Source organism: Mesorhizobium sp. M8A.F.Ca.ET.218.01.1.1 (assembly GCF_004791165.1).
Lineage (GTDB): Bacteria > Pseudomonadota > Alphaproteobacteria > Rhizobiales > Rhizobiaceae > Mesorhizobium.
Genome location: NZ_SRUZ01000004.1, coordinates 379,190 through 392,300, shown reverse-complemented (window position 1 = coordinate 392,300; position 13,111 = coordinate 379,190). Strand labels below are relative to the sequence as shown.

8 protein-coding genes and 1 pseudogene are annotated in these 13,111 nt (G+C 58.3%); 6 read left to right on the top strand and 3 right to left on the bottom strand.

The features are described from left to right. The first annotated feature begins 28 nt into the window (after positions 1-28). Both EN861_RS17895 and EN861_RS17890 read left to right on the top strand, forming a co-directional pair. Positions 29-910 carry an NmrA family NAD(P)-binding protein gene (locus EN861_RS17895; RefSeq protein ID WP_135864683.1) on the top strand — a complete coding sequence of 294 codons (882 nt, stop codon included), beginning with the start codon at positions 29-31 and terminating at the stop codon, positions 908-910. A gap of 71 nt (positions 911-981) precedes the next feature. Beyond that, positions 982-1,807 (top strand): annotated as a pseudogene (locus tag EN861_RS17890) (aldo/keto reductase). Positions 1,808-2,094: 287 nt separating this feature from the next. Here EN861_RS17890 and EN861_RS17885 read toward each other — a convergent pair. After that, the gene (locus tag EN861_RS17885; protein WP_135864681.1) at positions 2,095-3,819 is read right to left on the bottom strand and encodes an adenylate/guanylate cyclase domain-containing protein; all 1,725 of its coding nucleotides are present in this window, start codon (positions 3,817-3,819) and stop codon (positions 2,095-2,097) included. Between the two features lie 222 nt (positions 3,820-4,041). Beyond that, positions 4,042-4,674, bottom strand: a complete 633-nt coding sequence (locus EN861_RS17880; protein WP_135864679.1) for a tyrosine-type recombinase/integrase — start codon at positions 4,672-4,674, stop codon at positions 4,042-4,044. Positions 4,675-5,047: 373 nt separating this feature from the next. On the opposite strand from EN861_RS17880, the gene EN861_RS35865 reads away from it, so the two are divergent. The 4 genes from EN861_RS35865 (at position 5,048) to EN861_RS17865 (ending at position 10,888) form a co-directional block, all read left to right on the top strand. Further along, positions 5,048-5,740, top strand: a complete 693-nt coding sequence (locus EN861_RS35865; RefSeq protein WP_210235189.1) for an adenylate/guanylate cyclase domain-containing protein — start codon at positions 5,048-5,050, stop codon at positions 5,738-5,740. Between the two features lie 47 nt (positions 5,741-5,787). Further along, complete coding sequence (locus EN861_RS35860) at positions 5,788-6,771, top strand: hypothetical protein (protein WP_210235188.1); 984 nt, start codon at positions 5,788-5,790, stop codon at positions 6,769-6,771. A 485-nt stretch (positions 6,772-7,256) separates the two neighbouring features. Beyond that, complete coding sequence (locus tag EN861_RS17870) at positions 7,257-9,041, top strand: adenylate/guanylate cyclase domain-containing protein (RefSeq protein WP_135864677.1); 1,785 nt, start codon at positions 7,257-7,259, stop codon at positions 9,039-9,041. A gap of 101 nt (positions 9,042-9,142) precedes the next feature. After that, positions 9,143-10,888, top strand: coding sequence for an adenylate/guanylate cyclase domain-containing protein (locus tag EN861_RS17865; protein WP_189343665.1), 1,746 nt, complete (start codon positions 9,143-9,145; stop codon positions 10,886-10,888). 44 nt (positions 10,889-10,932) lie between these two features. Here the strand turns inward: EN861_RS17865 and EN861_RS17860 are convergent, their stop codons facing one another. After that, the gene (locus tag EN861_RS17860; RefSeq protein ID WP_135864673.1) at positions 10,933-12,030 is read right to left on the bottom strand and encodes a polyamine ABC transporter substrate-binding protein; all 1,098 of its coding nucleotides are present in this window, start codon (positions 12,028-12,030) and stop codon (positions 10,933-10,935) included. Positions 12,031-13,111 lie beyond the last annotated feature (1,081 nt).

The following is a 13,111-nucleotide window of genomic DNA, read 5'->3' as shown; positions in this document are numbered from 1 at the left end:
TCCCGACCTCAACACCAGGAGACATATCATGTATGCGATTACAGGAATTACTGGCAAGGTCGGCGGCGCGCTGGCTAAAGCCCTAATCGATGCCGGAGAACCGGTCCGTGCGGTGCTGCGCGACCCCGCCAAGGCGGAAATCTGGCACAAGCGCGGTTGCGAAATCGCCTTTGCCGAGATGGACACCGCCGCGCAGCTTGCTGCCGCCTTCAAGGGCGCCACTGGCGTCTTCATCCTGCCGCCGTCGGAATTCGATCCGGCGCCCGGCTATCCGGAAGCGGCGAAGCAGAACGAGGTGCTGACGACCGCTCTCCTTGCTGCCCGTCCGGAAAGGGTCGTCTGCCTTTCCACCGTCGGCGCCGACGCGGAAGTGGACAATCTGTTGAGCCAGCGGACGATGCTGGAAGAAGCACTCGGCAAGCTCGATCTTCCCGTCACCTTCCTGCGGCCCGGCTGGTTCATGGAAAATGCGGCCTGGGACATCGCGCCGGCCCGCGTCGAAGGCGTGCTGCACAGCTTCCTCCAGCCTGCCGACAAGACCTTCGCCATGGTGGCGACGCAGGATATCGGCCAGCTTGCCGCAGATCTGATCCGCGAGCAATGGATCGGTAAGCGGGTCGTGGAACTGGAAGGCCCCGCACGGGTCTCGCCCAACGATCTCGCCAATGCCTTCGCGTCGGTGCTCGGGCACCCGGTGCGGGTGGAGATCATCCCGCGGGAAAGTTGGGAGGGCCTGTTCCGTGCACAGGGTACGCGTAACCCACAGCCGCGCATGCGCATGCTCGACGGCTTCAACGAAGGCTGGATCGACTTCAAGGCAAACGGCGAAAACCGTGCCATGGGCACGACGTCACTTGAGCAGGTGATCGAAGCGCTGGTCCGGCAGGCGGCCGCGAGCGAGACCGCCTGAGCCCGCCGGGAGAACGGGCGGACGGCTTCTGCCTCTGCCGCCAAGTCCCTCGCAACTTGAAAGGAACGATCATGGAAACGGTTGAAACTCACGGTGTCGCCATCCCCCGTCTGGGGCTTGGTACATTCCGGATGCCAGGCGATGCGCCCGACCGGTAGTCGAAAGCGGGCTTGCCCTCGGGTTCCGCCATATCGATACGGCAGCCATGTACGATAACGAAGCCGCCGTCGGGAGGGCACTCGCCACTTCCGGCTTGAAGCGTGCGAATCTCTTCGTCTCCACCAAGGTCTGGCACGACAAGCTCGCCCCCGACGCCCTGCGCCGATCATTCGATGCCTCAGCAAGCTTCGTCTCGACCATGTTAATCTCTTCCTCGTCCTTTGGCCGTCGGCGAACATGAAGATGGGCGCGACGTTGGAAGCGATCACCAAACTGAAGGAAGAAGGGCTGGCCCGCGCCATCGGCGTCTGCAACTTCAACCTGCTCATGATCCGGCACGCTGTCGAGGATATCGGCGCCCCCATCGCCGTTCATCAGGTGGAATATCATCCGTTCCTGTCGCAGACGCCGATGTTGGATTATCTTCGCGGCAAGGGTATTCCGATGACCGCCTATGCGCCGCTTGCCCAGGGCCGGGCCGCACAGGATCCCGTCCTCGCCAGGATCGGTGAAAAGCACAGCGCCACCGCCGCCCAGATCGCCATCGCCTGGCTTCTGGACCAGGAACAAGTCATCGCGATTCCCAAAGCCGCTCGCCCCTCGAGCCAGCGAGCCAATCTCGATGCGCTCAACATTCGCCTCGACGATCACGACCGCGCGGCCATCGCGGCGTTGCCGAAGAACCTACGTTACGTGGACCCGCCTTTTGCTCCAAACTGGGAGGCTGCAACGTCCTGAAACGCAGGGCGTCAATCCACGGGCGAGCTTCAAAGGGGTAGTGTCTCAAGACACTACCTTCAAAGGACACCCCTTGATCAACCGTGCGATGTCCGCTTGTTGGAGCCACGGCTATTGGAGGGAATGACCGAGATGAGGCGCCTTGCAGTGCGACCGAATCTGGGCCGTTTGCCGACCGGCAGTTTCTGGCGTCCAAAAAAGCGATAGCGGACATTCGATCCGGTAGGCCGAGGTTCCTGATTTGACTTTACGACGACATCGCCAACACTCGCGCCAATCCGGCATCGCTACTCAGGAAGTCCAGCCAGCCGAAGGCTCTCGGCCATAAAGTCGCGATCCTCCTGTTTTCGAAATGGTTCGATTTCGACATACCGGCCAATCGTCATCTGAGGCATTACTGACATGAGTTTCTCAATTTCCGCCTTCGCCTCACCTAAGTGACCGAGGCGTGCATGGCACATCGCTAGGTCGCCATGAATGTACCAGAAAGGGCGGACTTGCCGAGAAAATGCCAAGATCGCTTCTTGATATCTTCGCAGCATCAGCAGAGCCATGCCTCGGATTTCCCAGTGCCATGTCGCAGGAATTGGATCGCGTTGAAGCAACTCATCCATCGTCTTGAGCGCTGTAGCGAAGTCACCGTTTCGCAGGAGCAGCTCTGCCTGGTATGCTATCGCAACGGCATTGGCCGGATTTAGGCTGATGGCCCGTTCCAGATAAGAGGCTGCCAACTCGTATTGCTGTTTGAGGACCAGGGCCATTCCGAGTAGCGCGTGCCCATTGGAGTCGCCTTCATCCAAGCCAATGGCGGTTCGAGCGGCGGCCGCCATTTCGTCGAGCGTGCTCGCTTGCGCGCTTTCGAGGTACTGCACGTAGGACGTGGCGGCTCGCATAGCATAAGCAACGGCGTACTCAGCATCTAGCTGAAGAGCCCTATCCACAAATGGCATTGCTCGTGGAGCATCGTGCAGGGCAACATACTTTTTTGCCAATTGAACGCATTCATAGGCCGCCAGGCTCGGGAGGTTCCGCTTGCTGGCATCATTGGCTATGGCCAATTGAAGGCGCGATTCGAGCGTGACAACGATAGTCCGGACTACTTCGTCTTGGACGGCGAAGATATCTTCAACTTCGCGATCATAGCGTTCAGCCCAGACTTCCTGACCGGTAGCGCTATGGATAAGTTGTGCCGCGACGCGGACGCGTTTGCCGATACGCCTCACGCCACCAGCTACGATGTACTCGACATTCAATGCCTTCGCGATTTCCTGAGTACTCAGGCCCTTGCCCTTAAATGAGAAAGATGAATTTCGGGCAATCACGAAAAGGTTTCGGAAGCGCGAGAGCTCAGTCAGAATGTCTTCCGCTATGCCTTCAGCAAAGTAGTCCTGCTCCGGATCTCCTCTCATGTTGGAGAACGGCAGCACGGCTACGCTGCCTTTGGTCCGCGTCCCCGAAGCGCGCGCCATGGTGGCAGTCTTGGGCAACGCAGCGTCCAAAACGACATCGTACACGCGTATCGGCTGCCCGATGTTCTTAAGGCTGTGCTCACCGGTATCGTCATAGGCCAGTTCGAGCTTGTTGCCGACATTCTCACGAACAGAAGCGGACACCGACACGCCACCTGGCTTGGCGATGGCCTCGATACGCGCCGCGATGTTCACGCCCTCACCGAAAATGTCATCGCCATCAACGATGATGTCGCCAAGATTGATACCAATACGGAACTGAATTGGGGCCCGAGCGGCGAGATTGCGCTGCCCCATCGAACGCTGGATCGCCGCTGCGCATTCCACAGCGCTCACCACACTTGGAAATTCGACCAGCGCTCCGTCGCCCATAATCTTTACGATGCGGCCGTGACGAGCGGTTACGGCGGGATTGAAGATCTCCTGCCAAACCTCCCTCAGTGCTGCAACGGTACCTGCCTCGTCGATACCCATCATGCTGGAGTAGCCGACAACGTCGGCCGCTAGGATGGCCGAAAGCCGGCGCGTCGTCTGTTCCGCCATACCAATCCCACAGTCGATGGGCTGAGCATGGGAGACTGTACGAGCTATTCTTGGTGTCTGAAAGTCGAGATATTGCTTCGCGGGGTCGCAGGCAAAAGTCCAGAAGTGTCGTTGCCGCCAATGTCTGTTTCCAGGAAGTGGCAGAGCTGGTGTCTGCGGCCGACATGAGGCGCTTCGCGGCCCCACCGAGACAGTAGAGCCGCTTCTAATTTAGTCAGATAGTCAGACCTCCGTCGCTTCGGCTAGCTCGAGGGCATCTTCTACGTCGACCCCGAGATACCGGACTGTGTTCTCCATCTTGGTGTGGCCCAGCAAGATCTGGACCGCGCGCAGGTTACCGGTCGCCTTGTAGATAAGGGACGCTTTTGTACGCCTCAGCGAATGCGTGCCGTATTCCTGAGGTCGAAGTCCGATTGCTACAACCCATTGATCGACGAGGCGGGCATACTGTCTCGTGCTCATATGACCCTTTGGATCGACGCTGCTCGGAAATGCATAGTCATCGACCGTACCGCCGCGCGCTTCCAGCCACGCGAGAAGACTGGATCGCGCGTCGCTCATCAACTCGAACTGCACCGGTCGGCCAGTCTTCTGTTGCACGACCATCGCGCGGGTCCGAATTTCCGCTCCGAGAACCAAGGTGCTAATCTTGATCTTAACGAGATCGCACCCGCGCAACTTGCTGTCGATTGCCAGATCGAACAAGGCTCGATCACGAAGGCGCCGCTCCCGATCTAGAAAGAACCGGATCGCCCATATCTGTCGAGGTTTCAGCGGGCGTTTCGTTCCGACCTTTTTACCCGCATTCCATGCGCGGCGATCAGGAGCGGTGAGCTCGTAATGAGAATGTCCCATTTCATTTCTCCTTCGGCCATGATTGGCCACGGGAGAAACGCCCAGGTGTTGGCTCGGTTGAAGTTTGGGCCGATAAGAGACGGGTAGCATCGGTCTACGAATCTTCAAAAGCGGACCTTCAGGTGGCGTGGGCATTGTCATGATGTCATCGCCCTCACCTATGACATCGCCAAGGTCAGCGGAATTGAACTGGAGGGATAGCGGCGATGTCTCGCTCGCCCATCGCTCCGTGGATCGCCGCTGTCCCCTCAAGGCACCCTTTTTGACGGATGTCGAGCTATAGGAGGGCGCTCGGCCCTTAGTCCTCCGGAATGGACTTTGCGTACAGTCACAAATACCATCAACCGCAGCTGGTAGCAGGAGGCCTACACAGGTGGCCGAAGAACGCGTGCTCCGCCGGTTGGCCGCCATCCTCGTTGCGGATGTAGTCGGATATTCGCGGCTGATGGAGGCCGATGAAGTGGGCACACTTGCGGCGCTTAAGAAGCGTCGGACCTTGATCCTGCAGCCTACAGTGCGCGAGTACGGCGGCCGCATCGTCAAATTTTTGGGTGACGGCGTGCTGACGGAGTTCGCCAGTGCGGTAAACGCGGTGGCCGCGGCGATCGAGCTGCAACGAAAGATGGTAGGAGCGAACGCGAACTTGCCAGATCAGAGTCGCATTGTGCTCCGAGTAGGTATCAATCTCGGCGACGTCATCGGCGAAGGTGCCGACATCTATGGTGAGGGCGTCAACATCGCCGCGCGCCTCGAGACCCTGGCGGAGCCCGGTGGCATATGCATTTCCGGCAAGGTTCACGACGAGGTACGAGGCAAGGTCGACGCCGCCTTCGAGGACGCGGGCGAACGACAGCTCAAGAATATCGCCACGCCAGTTCGGGTCTATCGTTCCCGACCTAGAGCCGTGCCTATGGCACCCCAGACGATCTCACCCGTTTCTAACAAGCCGTCGATAGCCATCCTGCCGCTGGACAATCTCAGCGGCGATCCGACCAGAAATATCTGTCAGACGGCATCACCGAGGACATCATTACCGAGCTGTCCCGGTTCAAGAACCTTTCCGTAGCGGCTCGTCATGCCTCGTTTCAACTTGGCAGCAAAGGCGTCAACCCTGTGCTGGCCGCTGGCGATCTCGGGGTGAGCTTTGTTGTCGAAGGTAGCGTGCGAAAAACGGGCGAGCGGATACGCATAACCGTGCAGCTAATCGACGCCGGCACCGGCAGCCACATTTGGGCCGAACGATTTGACCGCGAAACACACGACATTTTCGCGGTGCAGGATGAGGTCGTCTCGGCGATAGTTGCGACGCTCGAAGGGCACATGATGAGCACCGCCGTAGCGCAACTGCGCAAGAAGCCAACGTCGAGCTGGACCGCCTACGACTTCTTCCTCCAAGGAAGAGAAGTCGCCCGGCGGGCCAGCGACAGAGCAGCTGCGCCCTTTTTTGATCGTGCAATTTCCATCGATCCCGATTTTGCGCAGGCTCACGCTATGCTGGCAATCGCGCACCTCGGCAGCTACTGGTTCGACGCCCAGCCATCAACGCTAGACGAGGCGCGCCTTGCCGCGCAAAGGGCCCTGGAACTGGACGGCAACGACGCAATCGTCCAGCAGGCCAACGCAATGGTCGCGCTCTGGCTGGGACAGCACGAACGTGCGAGCATGCATTTCAACCGTGCCGTCGATCTCAATCCCGCTGACGCGGAGATTCGCGCCGACCGGGCGGAAGCGATGCGATTTGCCGGCCAGCCAGAAGAGGCGTTGATCGAGATCGACGATGCCCTGCAGAGGAGCAAATTCCCACCGCATTGGTTTTGGTGGATTCGCGGCGGAATATTGATCGACCTAGAGAGGTACGATGAAGCCATTGCCGCCCTCTGCAATGTCCCACAGAAGGAATATGGCGCGTGGCTCCAGCTCGCGGCCGCTCACGCCCAACTTGGCCATCTATCCGAGGCGGCACGGGCGGTGGAGATGGCGCGGGAGCTCCAGCCGGACCTCTCTTTGCGAGATGTCGCCGCGATGAGCCCGTATGCGGACAGCGAAGCGGGTGATCCCCTGTTCAACGGATTGCGGAAGGCAGGCTTGTCGGAGTGAAATGGGCCGTCGCCGTTCGAACGGCTGTACCCCGTAAAGGCTAGGATGCTGGTCCTGCAAGATATCTCTTCGCCTTCTTAATTCTTCCAGCAGTCGCCCACTTGCTTTCGAGCACGGTCCTCCGTCCGAAGGGCGGGCGGCTAGGACAGATTGGTCGAGCGATTGGCCGCTTTGGGATTGGCGATCATGGGGTCCGACAGACTGACAACGAGGCGCAAAGCTGCCGTCGAACCGAGCCCGCGTAACCCTGAATCTTTATCCGGCGGGTCAGCCATGCTGATGGTGTGGCTAATTAAACGGCGCACCATGATCGAGTGCTGCAAGAAAGGTGATGGCTGGCACCCACATTCGTGGCCAATTTTCCACGACTGACCCTAAGGGGATAGGCGGCTGCTGAATGGCCGCCAAAGGGGCGCGATAGACTTCATACTTTAGGGCACATACAATCCTTGTGATTTCTTCGCTCTAGGTCAACGCGTTGCCAAATGGCCAAAGAACGCAGTCAGCGCCGCCTTGCCGCCATCCTCGCAGCCGATGTGGTCGGTTACTCCAGGCTCATGGGCCTCGACGAGAACGGAACGCTGTCGATGTTCAAGGCTCATCGCCGCGAACTGGTGGACACGAAGATCGCGGAGCATCAGGGAAGGATAGTCAAGCTAACAGGTGATGGCTTTCTGGTAGAGTTTCCGAGCGTGCTAAATGCGGTGGCCTGTGCCGCCGAGATTCAACACAATATGCAGGCGCGTAACGCAGAAGTGCCCGCCGACAGGCGCATTGAATTCCGCATCGGCATCAACCTCGGCGATATCATCATCGAGGACGACGACATCTTTGGGGATGGCGTTAACATCGCGGCACGGATCGAAAGCATGGCTAGGCCGGGCGGCGTTGCGGTATCCGGCTCGGTCCGGGACAGTCTGGGCAACAGGTTCGCACTCGAGTTTGAAGATACGGGCGAGCAGAATCTCAAGAACATTGAGCGGCCGGTGCGCATCTACAACGTCAACCTCTTTCCCGACGCGAAGCACTCGCAATTGGTCAGTGTGGCGCCCGTCCAAAGTGAGAAGCCGTCGATCGCCGTACTCCCCTTCAACAATATGAGCGGCGATCCGGAACAGGAGTATTTCTCAGACGGCATCACCGAGGATATCATCACGGAACTGTCGCGCTTCCGTTCGCTGTTCGTCATCGCCCGCCATTCGTGCTTTGCCTTTAAGGGCCAGGCGATCGAAGTAAAAGAATTTGGCCGCAAGATGGGAGCGCGTTACGTCGTAGAAGGAAGCGTGAGGAAATCGGGCAGACGAATCCGCGTTACGTCGCAACTCGTGGATGCTGCCACCGGCAATCATGTTTGGGCTGAGCGCTATGACCGCGACCTGCTGGACCTATTTGCCATCCAAGACGAACTGGCTCGGGCGGTAGCCGCCACGGTGGGCGGTCGGGTAGAGGCGGCTTGGCGCGAGCGCGCGGTCAGCCTCAGCCCGAATGCGCTCAAAGCCTATGACCTGGTTTTGCGTGCAAGGGCGTGCATCATCAAGTTTACGAGAAGTGACGGCGAACAGGCCCGGATACTGGCGCGCCGAGCGGTTGAGGCCGACCCGGCCAGTTCCCAAGCCCACGCCTGCTACGCGTATTGTTGTTTTGTGGCCCAAATGGCCTATTGGTCGGAGCATCGCGATCGACTGCGCGCTGAAGCGATCGATTTTGCGAGGCGGGCGGTCAAGCTCGACGATACCGACAACAACGCTCGCTGGATCCTTGGCATGGTGCATAATGCCAGGGGCGAATATGATGAAGCGCGGTTCCATCTCGAAAAAGCCCTTCAGAATAATCCGAATGACACGGAAGCGAGGGGCTACTACGCGTATTTCCTCCACACCATTGGACGACCCGAAGCGGCGATTGAGCAGTTCGAATTGTCGAGGCGGCAGAACCCTTATGATTTCGCCTGGTATCCATGGGGCATGGGCTGGGCCTATTTCACCGCACACCGCTATGATGACGCTGTTGCGTCATTGAACTCGATTCCAGAGCCGATCAATGAAATTCGAGGAATTTTGGCAGCAAGCTATGCGTACGCCGGACGGCTAGGCGAAGCGAATGCCACGCTGGAAGAGTTTCTGCGCGTTGCCGAAGATGACATGGTGGTCTTCCCGGGCCGCCGACTCAAGGATTGGGATGAGTTCTGGCGCGGCGCAGCCTGGTATCAGCATCAAAAGGATCACGATCATCTGATGGACGGTTTGCGCATGGCGGGCTTGCCGGACTGAATGCGGACCAAAGCGGCCGTTCTCACGCCGCTGGTTGGGCGCTGATACGAGTGCTACCCTCATACCAAAACCAAGTGACGTGCTTGTAGCGAGGAGGCATCTTGGCGCGCCCGGAACGAAAGCTTGTGGCGGTTTTGGCGGCCGATGTAGCTGGTTACTCGCGTTTGATGGGGGCAGATGAGGCCGGGACGCTCTCTCATCTAAAGGCACTGAGAGCCGAAGTGATCGACCCAAAGGTAGCGCAATTCAGAGGCCGGCTGGTCGGAACTGCGGGCGATAGTCTGCTGATCGAGTTTCCCAGCGCCGTCGATGCGTTGCAATTCGCCGTCGAGACGCAAGAGCGCATAACGTTGCGCAACACAGATCTTCCCTCAGAGCGGCGCATGGCCTTCAGAATGGGCATCAACGCTGGTGAGGTCATCCTGGATGAGACGACCATCTACGGCGACTGCGTGAACATTGCTGCGAGGCTGGAAAAGGTCAGCGAGCCCGGGGGCGTCGTTATTGGGCGCAGCGTTTACGATCAGGTTAATGGCAAACTTCCTTACGAGATCGTCGACCTTGGCGATCAAGCGATGAAGAACATAGCTGGGGCGGTTCGTGCCTACCGGGTAGGCACGGGAGAGCAGGCACAAGAAGGTTCGATCGCTATCGAATCGGCGAATGATTTGCCACTTCCGTTCAAGCCGTCGGTCGCGGTCCTCCCCTTTGCCAATATGTCGGCAGATCCTGAACAGGAGTATTTCTCGGATGGAATAACTGAGGACCTGATCACGGAACTGAGCCGTAGCCAAAGCCTGTTTGTGATTGCTCGCAATTCCTCATTCGTCTTCAAAGGAAGATCCGTAAACACTACTGAGGTGGGAAGGAAGCTCGGGGTACGCTACGTCGTTGAGGGGAGCGTTCGGAAGGCTGGAGCACGGGTAAGGATCACGGCGCAGCTAATAGAGGCTTCGTCCGGAAATCACGTGTGGGCTGAACGTTATGATCGAAGCATCGACGACCTCTTCGCCGTGCAAGACGAGGTGACAGAACGAATCGCCTGGGCACTGGTCGGCAAGGTTGGAACCGCAGAAATCGCCCGGGCCAGGCAGACGAAAACAAGCCTGGGTGCCTATGACGCATTTTTGCGCGGGATCGAGGCCGCGCACCGTTTTACGGAAGATGACACCATCGCCGCTATTGAGTTTTTCAAGTTGGCTCTTCGCGGGCAGCCCGATTCGGCGCGGGCGCATGCATGCCTAGCTGACGCCTACGCGACGCTCTCCGCTTTCAGGGCCGACGGAGGTCTCAAGGCGTTGGCGATGCAGTCGGCCCTGCGAGCGATTGAACTCGGCGACGCCAGCGGGCTCGCAGAGTCGGTTGTTGCTGCTCTATATGCATGGAAGGGCGACTTCGAGACTGCGGAGACCCACGGACAACGCGCGCTCGTGCTCGGACCTACAAATGCTTTGGCACTCAACTGGGTCGGCTACATCTCTCTTTGGGACGGTCAGCTCGCAAAGGCTCGCGAGGTAGGCGAGCGGCTGCAACGGCTCAATCCACTAGAAGACCGCGATATCCACGAACTGCTCGCCTTTACGCATTATCTACTCGGCGACTATGAGGCGTCACTACGGTCGTTCCGCCGCTGGGATAACAACAACTATGATCGGGGATTTGCCAATCTGGCTGCGTGTTTAGGCCAGCTAGGACGCGCCGAAGAGGCACGATCGGCCTGGGGCAGATGCCTTGAATGCAAACCAGGTTTCACTCTATCCGACTACAAGCGCGACTCTCCATATCGCCGCCAGGAGGACTTGGAGCACTGGCTGGATGGCCTGCGGAAAGCAGGTATTGCGGATTGACGAAGCCGTGAACATTCAGCTGTTCGTCGGAAGGCGCAACCGCCCTACTGACCTGTGATGATTTTGGTCCAGGTGCGCGTCGCTACGCGCTGCGTCTTCTGATCGTAGGGAAAAACGGTGAAAAGCTTCTGCAACGTGGCATCGTCAGGATAGATCGCCGGGTCGCCAAGAATGCTTCTTGCAACGAATTTTTGTGAAGATGTGTTGCCATTGGCGAAAAACACATAATTCGTGTTCTTGGCGGCGACTTCAGGCTTCATCAGGTAGTTGATGAAGGCAGTCGCTTCGTCCACGTGCGGTGCATCTTTTGGGATTGCCAGCTGGTCGAACCACATGACCGTGCCTTCCCGAGGTATCGAGTAGGCAATTGTGATGCCGCCACCGGCTTGAGCGGCGCGATCACGCGCCTTCAGGACGTCGCCCGACCAGCCAATCGCGAGGCAAATATCCCCGTCAGCCAAAGCGTTGACGTACTCGGATGACTCGATTTTGCGGATGTCGGGCCGGATACGCATCAACGCCTCGTTGGCTTTGTCGAAATCTGCCGGCGAGGTGCTCTCGGGGTTCAGCCCGAGATAGTTCATCGTGATGGGCAGGATTTCGGTGGGCGAATCGACCATGTAGACACCACAATCGGCAAGCTTCTTCAACTTCTCGGGATCGAAGACGACGTCCCAACTATCGAGTCTATCGACACCAAGTGCAGCTTTGATCTTCGAGGTGTTGTACCCCAAACCCACCGTGCCCCACATGTAGTTCACCGAATATTGGTTGCCCGGATCGTACTTGGCGGTGCGCTGCTCGATGACGTCCCACATGTTGGCAATATTGGGCAGCTTCGACCTGTCAAGCTTGCGGAAGACGCCGGCCGCGACCTGGCGGGCCAGGAAACTGGCGCTTGGTACGACCACGTCGTAGCCGGAGCCGCCGGTAAGCAGCTTGGTCTCGAGGATCTCGTTGGAGTCAAAAACGTCGTAAACGACCTTTATACCGGTTTCCTTGGTGAAGTCGTGGATGACCGTGGGATCCAGGTAGTCCGACCAGTCGTAAAGGTTGACCACCTTATCGGCAGCTTGCGCGGACAGGGTCATGGCGCCGGCGAGTAAAGACGCAGCCAACCAAAAAAACGCCTTGCGGATCATGTCCTCACCATTGGCCGCAGTTGCCAAACTGCGAACGGGCCACACTGTCGGCGACCGTGCACAGTTTCATATTAGCACATGCTGAAAAGAATAAGAGTCGAATGGGCAAACTCGATCGTTGAATGCGGATCGTCTCCGGAGGAAACCACCTGCAAGGCCGCTTGCGGACTGGTGTGCCAATGCCGGGAACTGGCAAACGTAGCGCATCAGCTGTTCGCTCGGATGTCCGCTTTCGGGAAGCGGCTAGGATTTGCTCGACGACCGATATGGGGCGCATAGCCGCCGGTCAGCTACGAGAATAGCGTGCCTTTGGTGTGGGGCTCCGACAAAGAGGCCTGCGCGAGAAAGTCGACGCGCCTACCGAACCTGCGTCCCAATTTGTCCCATCAACCCCCGAAGTTCGGGCTGCTGAGCGACCCAAGAAGTTCGAAAAGCTTCCAAGAACCCCAGGCAAACTGGACGCCGCATCGGACATAAATGCCCATGGATATTGCAGCGAACGTCAGCGACGGAGAGGCCAATATCGTCGGCAAAAGAGCGTCCGAATGGGACTGTCGGCGGCTCCGTCGCGGGAACGAAAAAAGAAGAGAAGCAGAACTTTCGTGTGCGATTTTTGCACACGACATCTCGCAAGTGGCTGGTTTTGCTTAAGTGTCCGTCCGATCCATCATCGGCGCAATGGCGAGCCTGTTCAACATACTGATTTTATTCGTTTCCTTCGGCGAGCTGGATCTATCCAACTTCGGCGACCGGTAATCTGCGGTTTTTTTTGCACTTAGTTTGAATCGGTTTAGAGTCATAATCTATTTCACAATGCAATAGGCAAGGTGACGGCTCCTGACTCTGGGTGATCGACCGCTGGCGCGGTAAAAGCACCGTTCTCTACCGTGCGTCTCGCGGCGTCAAGCGCGACCAGAGGCACCCGCCTTGTTGGACCCTTGGCCAACTGGGCGATTTTGCAAATTGCGTTAAAAGTACTCAGGGGTTTCAGGCAATTGGTCTCCGCCATCGCCGCGCGTTTCGGCTTTGTGGGCGGTAAGGCTGCGCTCTTCTGGGGATACTCCACATGCGAAGTGAGAGA